At 69.7% G+C, this 16,141-nt stretch carries 16 protein-coding genes; 2 read left to right on the plus strand and 14 right to left on the minus strand.

Features of this window, described 5'->3' with window-relative positions; genetic code table 11:
* Positions 1-234: 234 nt before the first annotated feature.
* The 3 genes from ACZ7M3_RS30225 to ACZ7M3_RS30235 form a co-directional block, all read right to left on the minus strand.
* Positions 235-3,993 carry an AAA family ATPase gene (locus ACZ7M3_RS30225; RefSeq protein ID WP_472067182.1) on the minus strand — a complete coding sequence of 1,253 codons (3,759 nt, stop codon included), beginning with the start codon at positions 3,991-3,993 and terminating at the stop codon, positions 235-237.
* A 215-nt stretch (positions 3,994-4,208) separates the two neighbouring features.
* The gene (locus ACZ7M3_RS30230) at positions 4,209-4,412 is read right to left on the minus strand and encodes a hypothetical protein (RefSeq protein ID WP_028802434.1); all 204 of its coding nucleotides are present in this window, start codon (positions 4,410-4,412) and stop codon (positions 4,209-4,211) included.
* Between the two features lie 382 nt (positions 4,413-4,794).
* Positions 4,795-5,076, minus strand: coding sequence for an acylphosphatase (locus ACZ7M3_RS30235; RefSeq protein ID WP_054235378.1), 282 nt, complete (start codon positions 5,074-5,076; stop codon positions 4,795-4,797).
* 140 nt (positions 5,077-5,216) lie between these two features.
* Here ACZ7M3_RS30235 and ACZ7M3_RS30240 point away from each other — a divergent pair, with 140 nt between their 5' ends.
* Positions 5,217-6,206, plus strand: coding sequence for a CAP domain-containing protein (locus ACZ7M3_RS30240; RefSeq protein WP_472067184.1), 990 nt, complete (start codon positions 5,217-5,219; stop codon positions 6,204-6,206).
* 111 nt (positions 6,207-6,317) lie between these two features.
* Here the strand turns inward: ACZ7M3_RS30240 and ACZ7M3_RS30245 are convergent, their stop codons facing one another.
* From ACZ7M3_RS30245 to ACZ7M3_RS30255, 3 genes are all read right to left on the minus strand, one after another.
* Complete coding sequence (locus ACZ7M3_RS30245; protein ID WP_472067186.1) at positions 6,318-6,590, minus strand: hypothetical protein; 273 nt, start codon at positions 6,588-6,590, stop codon at positions 6,318-6,320.
* Between the two features lie 208 nt (positions 6,591-6,798).
* Positions 6,799-7,329 carry an SHOCT domain-containing protein gene (locus ACZ7M3_RS30250; RefSeq protein ID WP_472067188.1) on the minus strand — a complete coding sequence of 177 codons (531 nt, stop codon included), beginning with the start codon at positions 7,327-7,329 and terminating at the stop codon, positions 6,799-6,801.
* 223 nt (positions 7,330-7,552) lie between these two features.
* The gene (locus ACZ7M3_RS30255) at positions 7,553-8,161 is read right to left on the minus strand and encodes a flavodoxin family protein (protein ID WP_472067190.1); all 609 of its coding nucleotides are present in this window, start codon (positions 8,159-8,161) and stop codon (positions 7,553-7,555) included.
* A gap of 101 nt (positions 8,162-8,262) precedes the next feature.
* Here ACZ7M3_RS30255 and ACZ7M3_RS30260 point away from each other — a divergent pair, with 101 nt between their 5' ends.
* A complete protein-coding gene (locus ACZ7M3_RS30260) occupies positions 8,263-8,676 on the plus strand; it encodes a winged helix-turn-helix transcriptional regulator (RefSeq protein WP_472067192.1) in 414 nt (137 codons plus the stop codon).
* Here ACZ7M3_RS30260 and mutM read toward each other — a convergent pair.
* From mutM to recG, 8 genes are all read right to left on the minus strand, one after another.
* Positions 8,666-9,550, minus strand: coding sequence for a bifunctional DNA-formamidopyrimidine glycosylase/DNA-(apurinic or apyrimidinic site) lyase (gene mutM / locus ACZ7M3_RS30265; RefSeq protein WP_095852403.1), 885 nt, complete (start codon positions 9,548-9,550; stop codon positions 8,666-8,668). The two genes, ACZ7M3_RS30260 and mutM, sit on opposite strands and share 11 nt — an antisense overlap.
* A gap of 179 nt (positions 9,551-9,729) precedes the next feature.
* The gene (rnc, locus tag ACZ7M3_RS30270) at positions 9,730-10,587 is read right to left on the minus strand and encodes a ribonuclease III (RefSeq protein ID WP_097224670.1); all 858 of its coding nucleotides are present in this window, start codon (positions 10,585-10,587) and stop codon (positions 9,730-9,732) included.
* 19 nt (positions 10,588-10,606) lie between these two features.
* Positions 10,607-10,780 carry a 50S ribosomal protein L32 gene (gene rpmF / locus ACZ7M3_RS30275; RefSeq protein WP_006139588.1) on the minus strand — a complete coding sequence of 58 codons (174 nt, stop codon included), beginning with the start codon at positions 10,778-10,780 and terminating at the stop codon, positions 10,607-10,609.
* Positions 10,781-10,782: 2 nt separating this feature from the next.
* Positions 10,783-11,430 (minus strand): YceD family protein, encoded by a 648-nt coding sequence (locus ACZ7M3_RS30280; RefSeq protein WP_472067298.1) that lies wholly within the window; start codon positions 11,428-11,430, stop codon positions 10,783-10,785.
* A 178-nt stretch (positions 11,431-11,608) separates the two neighbouring features.
* Positions 11,609-12,682, minus strand: a complete 1,074-nt coding sequence (locus ACZ7M3_RS30285; protein ID WP_351304291.1) for an ATP synthase F0 subunit B — start codon at positions 12,680-12,682, stop codon at positions 11,609-11,611.
* 99 nt (positions 12,683-12,781) lie between these two features.
* The gene (gene coaD, locus ACZ7M3_RS30290) at positions 12,782-13,291 is read right to left on the minus strand and encodes a pantetheine-phosphate adenylyltransferase (RefSeq protein WP_472067195.1); all 510 of its coding nucleotides are present in this window, start codon (positions 13,289-13,291) and stop codon (positions 12,782-12,784) included.
* Complete coding sequence (rsmD, locus tag ACZ7M3_RS30295; protein ID WP_060895406.1) at positions 13,288-13,875, minus strand: 16S rRNA (guanine(966)-N(2))-methyltransferase RsmD; 588 nt, start codon at positions 13,873-13,875, stop codon at positions 13,288-13,290. Before rsmD ends, coaD begins: the two co-directional genes overlap by 4 nt.
* Positions 13,876-13,914: 39 nt before the next feature.
* On the minus strand, positions 13,915-16,137 hold the full coding sequence (gene recG, locus ACZ7M3_RS30300) for an ATP-dependent DNA helicase RecG (RefSeq protein ID WP_472067197.1): 2,223 nt from the start codon (positions 16,135-16,137) through the stop codon (positions 13,915-13,917).
* Positions 16,138-16,141 lie beyond the last annotated feature (4 nt).

Consider the following 16,141-nt stretch of genomic DNA (forward strand, 5'->3'; position numbering starts at 1 on the left):
CCGGCCTCGCTGCCGGGGGTGTGGGGGCAAGCCCTTCGGTGGTGGTACCAGTGGCGCATAACTTCGCAGCCCCCACCACCTGAAGGTAAAAGCAACGTTGCAGAGACTATGCCTTCAAGTTTCGAAGTCAACAGTTCGCCAGCTGTGAATTTTTCGCACCCAAGCGGTCATCAAGTGTTCACTACTTGAACTCAGCTAGAAGCCCAGGTCACGACCGGTGTGCACTACACGCATCTAGCGGAGCCGCTGGCTGATGACCTTCGACACACCGTCGCCCTGCATGGAGACGCCGTACAGCGCGTCGGCGACCTCCATCGTCCGCTTCTGGTGCGTGATCACGATCAGCTGCGAGGCCTCCTGCAGCTCCTGCATGATCCGGATCAGCCGCTGCAGGTTGGTGTCGTCGAGCGCCGCCTCCACCTCGTCCATCACATAGAACGGACTGGGCCGCGCCTTGAAGATCGACACAAGGAGCGCGACGGCGGTCAGAGACCTCTCCCCACCGGACAGCAGGGACAGCCGCTTCACCTTCTTGCCGGGGGGCCGTGCCTCGACGTCCACGCCCGTGGTGAGCATGTTGTCGGGGTCGGTCAGGATCAGTCGCCCGTCCCCTCCCGGGAACAGCCTGCTGAAGACACCCTCGAACTCACGCGCGGTGTCCCGGTACGCCTCGGTGAAGACCTGTTCGACGCGTTCGTCGACCTCCTTCACCACCTGCAGCAGATCGGCCCGCGTCTTCTTGAGGTCCTCCAGCTGCTCGCTGAGGAACTTGTGACGCTCCTCCAACGCGGCGAACTCCTCCAACGCCAGCGGATTGACCTTCCCCAGCTGCGCGTAGGCCCGCTCGGCCGACTTGAGACGTCGCTCCTGCTCGGCACGGTGGAAGGGCCGGGGCTGGTTGCGCGGGTGCTCCGGGTCCTCGGGCAGTTCCTCGCCCTCGGCGGGGAGCGAGGGCGGCACGAGCTGGCCCGGACCGTAGTCCGCGACAAGCCCCGCCGGTTCGACACCGAGCTCCTCCAGCGCCTTCGTCTCCAGCTGCTCTATCCGCAGCCGCTTCTCGGCGCCGAGTACCTCGCCGCGGTGAACCGAATCCGTGAGTTTGTCGAGCTCCGCCTTGAGATCGCGGCCTTCGTTGCGCGCGGCGACAAGATCCCGCTCACGGCGGGCCTTGGCCGTGTCGGCGGCGGTGCGCTCCTCCTCGGCCCGGCGCAGCGACACCTCGACGTGCGCGAGAAGTTGCCGCGCTCCGGAGGCGACGGCCTCGGCGACCGCCGCCTCGTGCCGCAGCCGAGCCCGGCGCTGCTCCGCACGCGCGCGTGCCTCACGTTCCGCCCGCGCGGCCCGGTCGAGCCCGTCGGCCCGTCCCGCGAGCCCCTTCACCCGCTCCTCGTGCGTACGCACCTGGAGCCGGGCCTCCATCTCGGTCTGCCGCGCGTTGGCGCCGTCCGCGGCGAGCCGATCCCGTACGGCCGTGTCGGGCTCCTCCTCGACGGGCATCTCCTCGGCCACGGCGAGCCGCTCCGCCAGCTCCTCGGCCTCCTCCACGGCCCGGTCGAGCGCCTCCTGCGCCCGCGCCGCGGCGGCGGTGCTCCGCTCGGCCTCCCCAGCCGCGCCGCGCGCCTGCCCGGCCAGCCGTCCCAACTGCTGCGCCACGGACGACTTCTCGCGCTCGGCGGCCCGCCGCCGCTCCCCCAGCTCCTCGACGAGCGCGGCCCGCTCCCCCCGCTCCTCGGCGGCCTGGTGCTGCGCCGCGCCGAGTTCCTCGCACCGCACGGCGAGCTCCTCGAGCTCGGCAGCCGCCTCGTCGACGGACGCCTGCACTTCGAGGAGGCTGGGCGCCCCGGCGGACCCACCGTGCGCGAAGTGCGCTCCGAGCAGGTCCCCCTCCGCGGTGACCGCGGTCAACTCCGGCCGCGCGTAGACCAGGTCCTCGGCGTCCTCCAGGGTGCCGACCACGACGATCCCGCGCAGCAGCCGCCGTACGGCGGGCATGAGCTCGGCGGGACCACGGACGAGGTCGGCGGCGTACGGCGGCCCGGTGGGGGCCGTCCGTGGCGCTGCGTCACCGGAGGCGGCGTTCGCAGGCAGAGCCCCTGAGGCGGCCCTCGGGGTCGCGTCGTCCAGAGAGGCCGCGGAGGGGCCCGCGCCGCCGGATGCGTCACGCCCGTCGGGGTGACCGCCGATGGTCACCGCACCGGAAGCGTTGTCACCCGCCGCCCGGTGCTGCCCGGTGCCGTCGATGCCCTTGGACTCGCGTGCCCCCGCCTCCTCCGGAGCCCCGGCCAGCAGCAGGGCCGCGCGGCCGGCGTCCTGCTTGCGCAGCAGGCGGATGGCTTCGGCGGCCGAGGCGGGGGTGGTGACCGCGATGGCGTCCGCCGCGGCGCCGAAGGCGGCGGCGAGCGCGACCTCGTGACCGGGGGTGACGGACAGCAGCTCGGCAGCGGGGCCGAGGAGCCCCGAGAGGCGGTCCCTGGCTCCCAGGAGCGCCCCCGTGCCGTCCTTGCGGCGCAGGCCGAGGGCGAGGGCCTCGTGGCGGGCCTGGGTGGCGGCGCGCCTGCGTTCGGCCGTCGTGGCCGCCTCACGGGCGGCGCTCAGCGCGGCCTCCGCCTCGGACAGCGCCCGCTTGGCCGCCTCGTGCCGCTCCGTCAGTTCCGCGTCGCCCGCGTCCAGGCCGTCGACCTCGGCCTTCAGCTGCTCGTACTCCTCCTGCGCGGCGAACGCCCGCTCCTGGGCCTCGTCCCGGGCGACGGCGAGCCGGTCGATCTCGGCCTGGGCGGAGGCAGCCCGCGAACGAGCGGCGTTCACCTGGCCGTTGAGGCGGGCCAGGCCCTCACGGCGGTCGGCGATGGCGCGGGCCACGTCCTTGAGGCGGCGCTCCTCGACGGCGAGCTCGCGCTCCAGTTCGGCCCGGTGCGCGACCGTGTCCTCCAAGGCGTGCTCGGCCGCCTCGAGGGCCGCTTCGAGCTCGGCCTCCTGCTCACGGATCCGCGCCGCCTCGCGCTCCATGTCCTCGGGGTCGCGCCCGCGCCGCTCCTCGGCGGGCGCCGAAGTGGCGCTCTTCACCCGCGCGTCGGCCAGCGAGATCGTGCCGCGCACCCGCTCGGCGAGCTGCGAGAGCTCGTACCAGGTCTGCTGGGCGCGCTGGAGCCGGGGCGTGAGCTGCCGGACCTCGTCCTCCAGGAGCGCCTCCCGCTGAAGCGCCTTCTTCAGTTCGGCCTCGGCGGTTTCCTTGCGCTGCTTGAGCGCGGCCTCGTCGGCGATCTCGGACTGGAGCGCCTGCCGCAGTCGTACGAGATCGTCGGCGAGGAGGCGCAGACGGGCGTCGCGCAGGTCGGCCTGGATGACGGCGGCGCGACGGGCGACGGCGGCCTGCCGGCCCAGTGGCTTGAGCTGGCGGCGCAGTTCGTCGGTGAGGTCCTGGACGCGGGCCAGGTTCGCCTGCATCGCGTCCAGTTTCCGCAGCGCCTTCTCCTTGCGCTTGCGGTGCTTGAGGACGCCCGCCGCCTCCTCGATGAACGCGCGGCGGCCCATCGGGTCGGCGTGCAGGACGGAGTCGAGCTGGCCCTGACCGACGATGACGTGCATCTCGCGGCCGATGCCGGAGTCGGACAGCAGTTCCTGGATGTCGAGGAGACGGCAGGTGTCACCGTTGATCTGGTACTCGCTGCCGCCGTTGCGGAACATGATCCGCGTGATGGTGACCTCGGCGTACTCGATGGGCAGCGCCCCGTCGGAGTTGTCGATGGTCAGGGACACCTCGGCCCGGCCGAGCGGCGGCCGCCCGGTGGTGCCGGCGAAGATGACGTCCTCCATCTTGCCGCCGCGCAGCGACTTGGCCCCCTGCTCACCCATGACCCAGCTCAGGGCGTCCACGACATTGGATTTGCCCGAACCATTGGGGCCCACGACACAGGTGATGCCCGGCTCGAACCGCAGCGTGGTCGCCGAGGCGAACGACTTGAACCCGCGCAGGGTCAGGGCCTTGAGGTGCACGCCGCCGGACTCTACCTTTCGGGCTGGTCTCACTCCATGAACCCACGGTTTCACCCATGAACGTGCAGGGCACACCAGACGTTAAAGAGAGTGGGAGGGCACGCGGGGGAAAGAAGAAGGGACGCCGAAGAGGCGTCCCTTGCAATTCTGACAACTGACAACTTAGCGGTTGACACGGGCAGCCCAACCACTGCTGTCGTAGTGCGGTGCAGTGATCAGGTGAGCGCAGGCTCCGCCTGGGGTACGTCGATGCTCTCGAGAAGCGAGTCGTGAGAAGCGGCAGCCGCGAGCGCGTCGTTCTCGGCCTGAATCCGTACGAGCTCGGATTCGAGGTCCTGTACGCGCTGCTGGAGCCGTCGCATCTCGGCGATGAGTCGCGGGTCGGAACCGCCGACGTAACCGAGAAGCGCCTTTGCCATGATGGATGGTCCTCCACACTGAGTGACCGACCGAAGCGGTGTGGGTCGTGAGGGAATCGCACCCGCGATGCTTGACACTTACTAAATTTTTGCTGCGGTTCCACATGCCAAACAGCTAAGGTGCGCGGGGCTTTCAGCGTCTCACCAAAAAGTTTGACGGTCAACACGATCACGCCCCGTATTGGCGGGCAACCCACTGTCGCGCGGCCCTTCGGACGGCTGCGCTGCGACTCCTGCGAGACCCGGGGGGCGTAGAGATCATCCTTCTCTGCGGAGCCTGCCACGCCGAGCCGTTCTTGGCAACCACCAGGTCATTTCTGCTTCTGGCAGGTGCCGGTGGCATGCCATACCGCTTCCGCCAGGGCCGTTGCGCGCGTCGCCGTCACCGGATCGCGAAGCCGTCGTAGATCCCCCGGGGGGTGTCCCAGATCTCAGTGACTCCGTCCACACGCCCGGGTGTGTCGTCCCCCTGGAGCCAGTCGAGCAGACCCTGGCATCCGGCCCGGGTTCCTTCCGCGACCACCTGGACCCGTCCGTCGTCCAAATTGAGAGCAAAGCCACTCAGGCCGCCGATCTCCAGCGCCTTGGCCCGCGTGAACCAGCGGAAACCCACACCTTGGACACGTCCGCGCACCCAAACGACCAGCCGTACAACCTCGTTCATGGGTGCACGCTAACCGGACAAAGTCTCTCGCAGCACTTCCTCCCCTCCCGCCATGCGGTACCGTCCCGGTCCAATGAGTCTCATATGAAACTCACTCTTTTGAGTGAGGGACGCTGACCAGGAACGAGGAAGGCCAGGAGATGGGACGCCACGGACGCTCCGCCGTCGGCCGCGCCGCCACGGGCCGCGCCACAGGGGTCACGGAGAACCACGGACCCCTTACGGAAAGTTACGGCCCGGAGAACCTGTACGGCTACGCCGCCGTCGCCGACCTCCCGCCGACCGCCGCTGCCCGCTCGCACCGCAAGCGGAAGAGCGCGACGCCGGTACGCACGGGTCTGCTCGGCGTCTCCGCGGCCGTGGCACTGGGCACCGTGGCCGTCGCCTCCGGCGTGCTGCCCGGCACCGAGAACTACTCGCTCGGTGGTGGCAGCAACAACTCCGACAACGTGCAGGCCGTGGGGTCCCCGTCCAGTCAGGAGACCCAGCAGGGCGGTACGTCGGGCAGCGCGAGCGCGGACGGCCGCGAGGGCACGTCGACGAGCCGTGACGCCGACCGCGCCGCGTCGCCCTCGGCTTCGGCGTCGACCGCTCCCGTGACCTCGCCGGCCGCGCCGACGACGGCACCCTCCCAGGCGCCCACCACCACCAAGCCGGGCAAGTCCGCCAACGCGAACAAGCCCGCGACTCCGCCCGGTCAGGCCTCGAAGACCAAGGCGCCCAAGACCACCGCTCCGGTCGACGTCTCCGCCCAGACGGCCGCCGAGACCCAGGTGCTCAAGCTGGTCAACGACGAGCGGGCCAAGGTCGGCTGCAGTCCGGTGGCGGCGAACAGCGCCCTGTCCGACCTCGCCCAGGCCTTCAGCGAGGACATGGCCGTGCGCGACTTCTTCGACCACACCGACCCGAGCGGGCTCAGCCCCTGGGACCGGGCGGCCAAGGCCGGGATCACCAGCCTCGGCGGCGAGAACATAGCCCGCGGACAGGCCGACGCCGCCGCCGTCATGGAGGCCTGGATGAACAGTCCCGGCCACCGCGCCAACATTCTGAACTGCGACTTCAAGACCCTGGGCGTGGGTGTGCACCTCGGCACCGGCGGCCCCTGGTGGACGCAGGACTTCGGCTACTGAGACAGCCGCGGGTCAGCGCCCTGTTCACTGCCGTGGGCCGTCTCGGGGCCGTCATCCTGGCCCCGGAGGCCAAGTGGCGGGTGGAAGAGAGAATCAGCGGCGCCGCGGTTCTCAGTCGGCCACGCCCAACAGCCAGAAGCCGAACAGCATCACAACAGTGCCGAACGCCTTCACCGCCAAGCCGAGGTGCGGCGTGCTGGTCAAAGATTCGCTGACCAGAATGACGACCGGTGCGGCAGCCACGGTCAGCTGTGCCCAGCCGAACACGACCGGGCGACGAACACAGCTTCGGTACCACGCCGGCACCCAACCCCAACCAAGGGTGGCGGCTCCTGCGACGAGCAGTACCGGCGAGCCGACCACCTCGATACATTGCCAAATCATGATCGGCCTCCACTTCGGAGCGGGATCTTGGCAGTTCGGTCGGGAATCAGTGGGGAGTCACGGTCACCGGCGGACGACGCCCACGAGAACCGGCCCCTGACCGAGATATCGAGTCAGAGGCCGAACGCCTTCGGTGGGTGTGGGATGTGAACCCACGGTCACAGCGCCGCGACGACTGCCCCTTTCGCAACCACCGCGCCGGCGCGCATCACATACGGGCGAGGATCTCCGCCTTCTTGGCCGCGAACTCCTCCTCCGAGAGGATGCCCGCGTCTCGCAGTTCCGCCAGCTGCCGCAACTGCTCAACAGGCGCACTCATCTGCGGCGCGGGGGCCGCGGCCTGAACAGGGGGAGCGACAGGAGCAGTCTGGCCAGAGGCAGGGATCTTTCCGAGCACCAGGTCGGTAAGCAGCGCCTTGATGCCGGGAGCCGAGTCGTGCGGCACTCTGAAGTCGATCGTGTTCCCCGAAGCCACCACCACGACCTTGGTGTACATCAGACCGTCTCGCTTGGTCACCACGCTGGAGATGCTTTTGACCGGGATCATCTCGGTGCCCGCGTTGGAGCTACGGACCCCCGTGGCCAGGAGCGACGCGCCGCCGGTCAGGAAGCCCGCCGTGAGCTTTTTGGCACTCATACCGCGGCCCCGGTTCCACTCGACCCGGTCGTGATAGATGGCCACGTCGGCGTTCTTGCCCTCGATGTGGCTCTTGAAGGTCATCAGCGCATTGCTGGACATACGGTGCTCCTGACGTTCGGCGCGGCGTGGTACATGCCGCCTGCAACTAGACACACGTCGAAAGTCAAAGGTTGTACGAACGCCGACGCACACGACGAAGCCGCACCCCCTCGCTGAACGATGGGGCGCGGCTTCGTCGTGTGTGTGCAGGAATGTGGTGCGGACGCGTAAACGATTGCGTAAACGCTTACGCGAGCGTTTACGCAAACGATTGCGCAAGCGTTTACGCGGCTGCCCCGGCCACCGCCGCGCGTCCCATCGCGACCACCCGCGCCGACTCCGCGACCCGACGCCCGAGGTGCTCCGCCGTGGCGATGTCGGCCTTGTGAACCGTCTCCGGACCCTCGTCGACGTTGGTCTGGGCGGCGGCGCCGGCGAAGACACCGAGGCGGTTGAGATCGTGCTCGGAGGCCGAGGAGCTGTTCCAGCCCGGGTGCAGACCGAGGTTGACCCAGTTCATGCCGTGCTGGGCGGCCAGGATCTGGAAGAACTGCAGGGTGTGCAGCTTGTCGCCGCTCTTGGAGCCGGAGTTGGTGAATCCGGCGGCGAGCTTGTCGCGCCAGTCCTGTCCGAACCAGCGCTTCGAGGACGCCTCGGCGAAGACGTGGAAGGCGCCGGAAGCGGTGCCCATGTAGGTGGGCGAACCGAACACGATCGCGTCCGAGGCGTCGAGCAGTTCCCACTGGGCGTCGGTGATCTCGTCGACGTTGATCAGGTGCGCCTGGGCACCGGCCTCGACGGCACCGGAGCGAACGGCCTCGGCGAGGACGGCGGTGTGGCCGTAGCCGGAGTGGTAGGCGATGGAAACGACAGGGGTACTCGGGGTGCTCACGATGGGGACTCCTCCAGGTGGTGACAACGAACCAAAGGAAAGCACTAACTTCTAGTTAGTGCAACCCTGTGGTTAGCGCTGCGGCGGAGTATGGTGAGCCCATGGAACCCAGCGTGCAGACCGCCGAGCGCGGTGAGTGTCAGGACCTGCCGTACAACGTGTTCGCACGCAGCTGCCCGTCCCGGGGCACGCTGGAGCACGTCACCGGACGCTGGGGATCACTCACGCTCGGAGCGCTGCACGAGGGCACGTTCCGCTTCAACGAGCTGCGGCGCAGGGTCGACGGCGTCAGCGAGAAGATGCTCTCCCAGACACTGCACGCGCTGGAGCGCGACGGCCTGGTGCACCGCGAGGCACAGCCCACGAACCCGCCGCGCGTCGACTACACCCTCACCCCGCTCGGTCGCGAGGTCTCCGAGCGCCTGCTGACCCTCATCCACTTCGTCGAGGGCCGCATGGACGATGTCCTGGAGGCCCGCGAGCGCTACGACGAGAGCCGCGCGGCTACGGAGTGACGCGCGGCGGGCGCTGGCAGCGCGGGCAGAAGTAGCTGGACCGGTTCATCCAGGCGCGCCGCCGCATCGGCGTCCCGCACCGGCGGCAGGGCTCGCCCTCGCGGCCGTACGCGTCGAGCGAGCGGTCGAAGTAGCCGGACTCGCCGTTGACGTTGACGTACAGGCTGTCGAAGCTGGTGCCGCCGACGGCGAGGGCCTCGTTCATGACGTCGCGGATGTGTCCGAGGAGTTCGGCGGTGCGCGGCCGGGTGAAGCCGGCCACGGGGCGTTCGTAGTGCAGTTTGGCGCGCCAGAGCGCCTCGTCCGCGTAGATGTTGCCGACCCCGCTGATCAGCGACTGGTCGAGCAGGGCGCGCTTGATCGTCGTACGCCGGGCGCGCAGGGCCGTGTGGAAGGCCGCGTCGTCGAAGAGGGGATCCAGCGGGTCGCGGGCGATGTGCGCGATGACGTCCGGCAGGCCGTCCGGGGTGTTCTCGTGGAGGGAGAGCCCGCCGAAGGTGCGCTGGTCGACGAAGCGCAGCTCGGTGCCCTCCGCCCCGGCGGGGGCGGGCGTCCGGGTGTCGTCGAAGCGGATGCGGATGCGCAGGTGCTTCTCGTCCGGGGCGTCCTCCGGCTGCACCAGGAGCTGGCCGCTCATGCCGAGGTGCGCGAGGACGGAGAACGGGGAGTCGTCGAGGGGCAGCCAGAGGTACTTGCCGCGGCGCATGGCCGGTCCTACGCGGTGGCCCGCGAGCGCCTTCGCGAACCCCTCGGGTCCGGCGAGATGCCGCCGTACGGCGCGCGGGTGCCGTACCTCGACCGAGGTCACGGTCCGCCCGCTGACCCACCGCGCCAGGCCGCGCCGCACGACTTCGACCTCGGGCAACTCGGGCACGGGACTCCTCCGGAGGGGCGGGCGCGGGAACGACGCCCGAAGGTTACCTCGTGCTCGCGTCACCCGGACGGGGGCCCAGGACGCACGGACACACGACGCATCAGGCCCCTGGGGCGGCGCGGACGCCGCCCCAGGGGCCTGATGCTTACGAAGGTGCTGTTGAAGGTGCTACGAAGGAATCAGGCCGTGGCCGAGTCGCTCGTCGGAGCCGAGGGGGCGTCGGTGATCCCCTCGGCGGCCTCGGCTGCCTGCTCGGCGGCCTGAGCCGCTTCCTCGGCGGCCTGGGCCGACTTCGCGCGTTCGTCCGCGGCGGCGCGGATGGCACGCCACGCGGACTCCGCGGCCTGCTGCTCCGCTTCCTTCTTGCTGCGGCCGGTGCCGGTGCCGTACGAGACGCCTCCGACGCGGGCGGCAGCAGTAAAGGTCTTCTCGTGGTCCGGGCCGGTCTCCGAGACCAGGTACTCGGGAACGCCGAGCCCTTCGGTCGCGGTGAGTTCCTGGAGACTGGTCTTCCAGTCCAGGCCCGCTCCCAGATTCGAGGACTTCTCGATCAGTGGGTCGAAGAGCCGGTGGACGAGTTCGCCCGCCGCGTCCAGACCCTGGTCGAGATAGACAGCGCCGATCACCGCTTCAAGGGTGTCGGCGAGGATGGATGCCTTGTCCCGGCCTCCCGTGCCTTCCTCGCCCCGGCCGAGCCGGATGAAGAGGCCGAGTTCGAGGCCGCGGCCCACTTCCGCCAGCGCACGCGAGTTGACCACCGCGGCCCGCAACTTGGCCAGCTGGCCTTCGGGCAGGTCGGGGTGGGTGCGGTACAGCGTGTCCGTGACCACGAGGCCGAGCACGGAGTCCCCGAGGAACTCCAGACGCTCGTTGGTCGGCAGACCGCCGTTCTCGTACGCGTAGGAACGGTGGGTCAGCGCACGCACCAGAAGGGCGGACTCGAGCTTGTACCCGAGCCGCCCTTCCAGAAGCGTGTGGGACGAGGCTGTGTTGTCCGCCTTTTTCTTGGCGTTTGGGTCCGCCTTGGCGTCAGACATCAGACCTCTCACCAGCCGCTCAGACCTCGAGGACCTGGCGCTTGTTGTAAGTGCCGCAGGCCGGGCACGCGATGTGCTGCAGCTTGGGCTCGTGGCAGCGCTCGCACGCAACCAGGGTGGGGACCGCAGCCTTCCACTGCGACCGGCGGTGGCGCGTGTTGCTGCGCGACATCTTCCGCTTCGGAACAGCCACGGCTACTTCTCCTGCTTCTCGTCGGCGTGCGCTGATGGAAGCGCGCCGCCGCTCAACTCGTCCTTCTCGCCGTCTCCGGATGAACCAGCGAGTCCCTGCAGTGCCGCCCAACGGATGTCGACGGCGTCGTGGTGGTGGTCCGGGTCGTCCGCGAGCCGGACTCCACATTGGGAGCACAGGCCCAGGCAGTCGTCCTGGCACACCGGCTGCATCGGCAGTGCGAGCACCACCGCATCACGCAGCACGGGTTCGAGGTCGAACAGTCCGTCCTCGATGAAGAGCCTGTCCTCGTCTTCCTCGGCGTCGTCGGCCGGCTCCGCTTTGACACGGCCCCGGTCGTCGGCGTCAGGGTACGAGAACATCTCCTGGAATTCCGCGGCGAGCTCCAGCCCGAGCGGCTCCAGACACCTTACGCACTCCCCCTCGGCCCGTGCACGGGCGGTGCCTGTGACAAGCACACCTTCCATGACCGACTCGAGCCGGAGTTCGAGCTCCATCGGGGCGCCTTCCGGCACTCCGATGACTCCCTGGATCCCGAGATCCTTGGGAGCGTCGATCGTGCGGGTCAAGCGCTGCAGCGCACCAGGACGTCGCCCCAGCTCGTGTGTGTCGAACACGAGAGGGTTGCGATGGTCGAGGTGGGTGTTCAGAGCCGTTCCTGCTTTCGATCTTCGAAACTCGAGGGGATGCCACCCCTGGAGTTCCGTGGGCAGCGTTGATCGCGGGCGTACACGCGACCGAAGAGCCAGGATACTGGACCTTTCGCTCTCGGCCCAATCCGGTGCCCAGCCGATGCCCAGCCGGTGCCCGGACCGTGTCCGTCCGGGGTCAGCGACCCTGTTCGTACGCCCGCAGCTGCTCGGCGCTGATCATGGTGGTGTCGAAGAGGCTGGTCTCGTCCAGGGCGTTCGCCATCGGGTCCAGGGCCCCCGGCTGCTGCTGCGGATAGGCCTGCTGGCCGCTCTGGTCGTACGCCGTCTGCTGGTCGTAGCCCTGTTGCTGCGGGTAGGCGGCGTACGGGTCGGCCTGCTGGTAGCCGTACGCGTCCTGCTGGGCGTACTGCTGCTGATAGCCGTAGGGGTCGGGCTGCTGCTGGTACGCGTAGGCGTCCTGCTGCTGTCCGTAGTTCGGCTGGGCCGGCACCTCGGGGGTCGGCGCGGGCCGCTCGGGGGCCTCCGAGAGCTCGGCGAGGCCGGCCAGGTAGTCGGAGTCGCTGGTGTGATGGCCGGGCGTCCCGTCCTCCGCGAAGGTGCCCAGCTCGCCCAGGTCGTCGCTGGCGATGCGGCCGTGCAGCTTCTGGCGACCCTTGCCCACGGCCTCCAGGGTCTTGGCGAGGACCGCTTCGAAGGCGCCGAGCTTGACGTCCACGTAGGTGTCGGCGTCCCGGCGCAGGGTCTCCGGGTCGTGGCTGCGCTCGGGGGCGTCCTCGTCCTCGTAGCCCTGCTCGTCGGTGCCGGGGCCGGTGCCGAGGAGCTTCTCGCGGCCGCGGCCGACGGAGCCGAGGGTCTTGGTGAGGACGACCTCGAAGTTGGCGAGCTTGGAGTCGACGTAGTCGTCGGCCTCCGCGCGGATCTCCTCGGCCTCCTGGCGGGCCTCGGCGAGGATGCGGTCCGCCTCGTTCTGGGAGCGGCGGGCGACCTCGGTGTCGGAGATCAGGGAGCCGCGCTGGGCGTGCGCCGACTCGATGATCCGCTCGGCCTCCTGGCGGGCCTGCTCGACCATCTGCTCGCGGCCGCCGATCAGCTCCTCGGCCTGCGCGAGGGAGCCGGGCAGCGCCTGGCGCACCTCTTCGAGCATCGAGAGGAGGTCGGCGCGGTTGACCACGCACGAGGCCGACATGGGCATCGAACGGGCGCTGCCGACCGCCGCGACGATCTCATCGAGCTTCTTCTGCACGTCCACCGTGTGCTCGCCACTCTCTACAGCTGTGATGGAGACGGACGGGTCGACTGTACGACCACTCCCACCCCGCCCGACACCTGGTGACGCACTGTCAGGCACTCAGCCCTTTCCGAGCCGTCCCTTGAGTGCCTCCAGGACGACCCCCGGCACCAGGTGGGAGATGTCGCCGCCCCACTGGGCGACCTCCTTCACGAGCGAGGAGGAAAGGAAGCTGTAGGTGGGGCTGGTCGGGATGAAAAGCGTCTCGACGCCCGAGAGGCCGTTGTTCATCTGGGCCATCTGGAGTTCGTAGTCGAAGTCACTGACCGCCCGCAGACCCTTCACGATGGCGGGGATGTCGCGCTGCTTGCAGAAGTCGACGAGGAGGCCGTGGTAGGCCTCGACCTGGATGTTGCCGTACTCGGCGGTGACCTCGCGGATCAGCTCGATCCGCTCGTCGACGGTGAACAGGCCCTGCTTCGACTGATTGATCATCACCACGACGTGCACGACGTCGTAGAGCCTGGAAGCGCGGGCGATGATGTCGAGGTGTCCATTGGTGATGGGGTCGAATGACCCCGGACAGACGGCGCGGCGCAACTGTGGTTCCTCGCTCTCCGGTCCGGTCATCGTGCGTCTTCGCACGTAGAGGCGGCGCGACCGTACCAAAACGTCCCCTCGCCGTAACGACGGGCCCGGATCGCGTCGAAACCGTCCGGCCAGCTGAATTCGCCGCCTCTGGTGCTGCGCTCCACGGTGACGAGCGCTTCGGCCGCGAGCCAGCCCTGCGTCCGTAGTGTGAGCAGAATCTCGCGAAGATCGTCGTCGGACACGGCGTACGGCGGGTCGAGGAAGACCAGGTCGTACGGATCCGTCGGCGCCGATCCCTGGACGATCTGCTCCGCTTTGCCCGATCTGACCTCGGCGCCGGGCAGGCCCAGCGTTTTCACGTTCTCGCGGATGATCCGGGCCGCGCGGGCGTCGGCCTCGACGAGGAGGGCGTGGCCGGCGCCGCGGCTGAGCGCCTCCAGGCCGACGGCGCCCGAGCCCGCGTACAGGTCGAGGACCCGCTCGCCCTCCAGCGGGCCGCCGAGCAGGGACTGCCAGGTGGAGAAGAGGCCCTCGCGCGCCCGGTCGGAGGTGGGGCGGGTGCCGGTGCCCGGCGGGACGGCCAGACGGCGTCCGCCGGCCCGGCCGGCGATCACGCGGGTCATGAGGGTCCTTTGCGCTGGAAGTGTGTCGGGGCCAGTCTCTCAGCCCTTGTCCAGATACTGCTCGCGCTCCTCGTCGAGGAGGGCCTCCAGGGCCGTGCGCAGGCCGGGGAGGGCGGTGAGCTCGGGGTCGGCGGCGACGACCGCGGCGGCCTCCTCGCGGGCCTCGGCGATGATCTCCTCGTCCTCGATGACGGCGAGCATGCGCAGCGAGGAGCGGACGCCTGACTGGGCCTGGCCGAGCACGTCGCCCTCACGGCGCTGTTCGAGGTCGATGCGGGAGAGCTCGAAGCCGTCGAGCGTGGACGCCACCGCGGTCAGCCGCTGGCGCGCCGGGCTCGCCTCCGGCATCTCGCTGACCAGGAGGCAGAGTCCGGCGGCGGAGCCACGGCCGACGCGGCCGCGCAGCTGGTGGAGCTGGGACACGCCGAACCGGTCGGCGTCCATGATCACCATGGCCGTGGCGTTCGGTACGTTCACCCCGACCTCGATCACCGTCGTGGCGACCAGGACGTCCGTCTCGCCCGCGGCGAAGCGGCGCATCACGGCGTCCTTGTCGTCGGGCTGCATACGGCCGTGCAGGACCTCGACCTTGAGTCCTTGGAGGGGTCCCGTGGCGAGCTGGTCGGCGATGTCGAGGACGGCGAGGGGCGGGCGCTTCTCGGCCTCGTCCTCGGGGGACTTCTTCTTGGCCTTCTTCGGGTCGGCAGGTTCGTCGATGTCGTCGCCGATGCGCGGGCAGACCACGTACGCCTGATGGCCGTTCTCCACTTCTTCGCGCACGCGCTCCCACGCGCGCGTGAGGAAGTGCGGCTTGTCGGCGGCGGGGACGACATGGCTGGCGATCGGCGAACGCCCGGCGGGAAGCTGGTCGAGGACCGAGGTCTCCAGGTCGCCGAAGACGGTCATCGCGACCGTGCGCGGAATGGGCGTGGCGGTCATCACCAGGAGGTGTGGCGGCTGCTTGCCCTTGCCGCGCAGGGCGTCGCGCTGCTCGACACCGAAGCGGTGCTGCTCGTCCACCACGACCAGGCCCAGGTCGTGGAACTGCACCTTGTCCTCGATCAGCGCGTGGGTGCCGATCACGATCCCGGCCTCACCGGTGACCAGGTCGAGCAGCGCCTGCCGCCGCCCGGCCGCCCCCATGGAACCGGTGAGCAGCACGACCTTGGTGGAGTGCTCGGACCCGCCGAGCATGCCGCCCTCGGCCAGCTCGCCCATCATCTCGGTGATCGACCGGTGGTGCTGCTGGGCTAGCACCTCGGTCGGCGCGAGCATCGCGGCCTGCCCGCCCGCGTCGACGACGGCGAGCATGGCGCGCAGGGCGACCATCGTCTTCCCTGAACCGACCTCCCCCTGGAGCAGCCGGTGCATCGGGTGCTCGGTGGCGAGGTCGTCGAAGATCTCCTTGGAGACCTTCTGCTGGCCCTCGGTGAGGGTGAAGGGCAGCTTCGCGTCGAAGGCGGTCAGCAACCCGTCCGGCTTGGGGAGACGGGCCACGGCGGGGAGTTGGGCGTCGGCGTGGCGGCGGCGGGCCAGGGCGACCTGGAGGACGAAGGCCTCGTCCCACTTGAGACGGGCGCGGGCGTCATGGATGTCCGCCTTGGTGTGCGGGCGGTGGATCTTCAGAAGGGCCTCGGGGAGGGGGAGCAGGCCGCGGCCGTCCCGGAGGGAGTCCGGCAGCGGGTCGACGGCCTCCTGGGCGCTGAGCAGCACCGTCTGCACCGACTTGGCGATCTTCCAGGACTCCAGCTTGGCGGTGGCCGGGTAGATCGGGATGAGCGCGCCCGCCCAGGAGTCGACGGTCTCGGCGGCGTCGTCGCTGTCGGCGCGCAGCGGCTCGTACGCCGGATGGGCCAGCTGGAGGCGGTGGTTGAAGACGGAGACCTTGCCCGAGAACATCGCGCGCGTGCCGGGCAGCAGGTCCTTGTGGGGTTTGTGCACCCCGTTGCCGAAGAAGACCAGCTGGAGGCGGCCGCTGCCGTCGGTGATGGTCACTTCGAGGCGCTGGCCCTTGCCGCGGGGCGCCTTGGCGGAGGCGAAGGTGAGCAGGCGCGCGTCGGCGACCTGGGCGACCACCGTGACGTGCTCGTCCATGGGCAGGTCGGCGAGGTGGGTGAGCTGCCCGCGCTCCTCGTATCTGCGCGGGTAGTGGTGCAGCAGGTCGCCGACGGTGTGCAGGCCGAGGTGCTCGGCCATCACCTTCGCGGTGGGGGGACCGAGCACCTTCTTCAGTAGTTCATCGAGCGCGGGCACGAGATCCATTCCA

It is taken from the genome of Streptomyces sp. NPDC111656 (assembly GCF_055656965.1).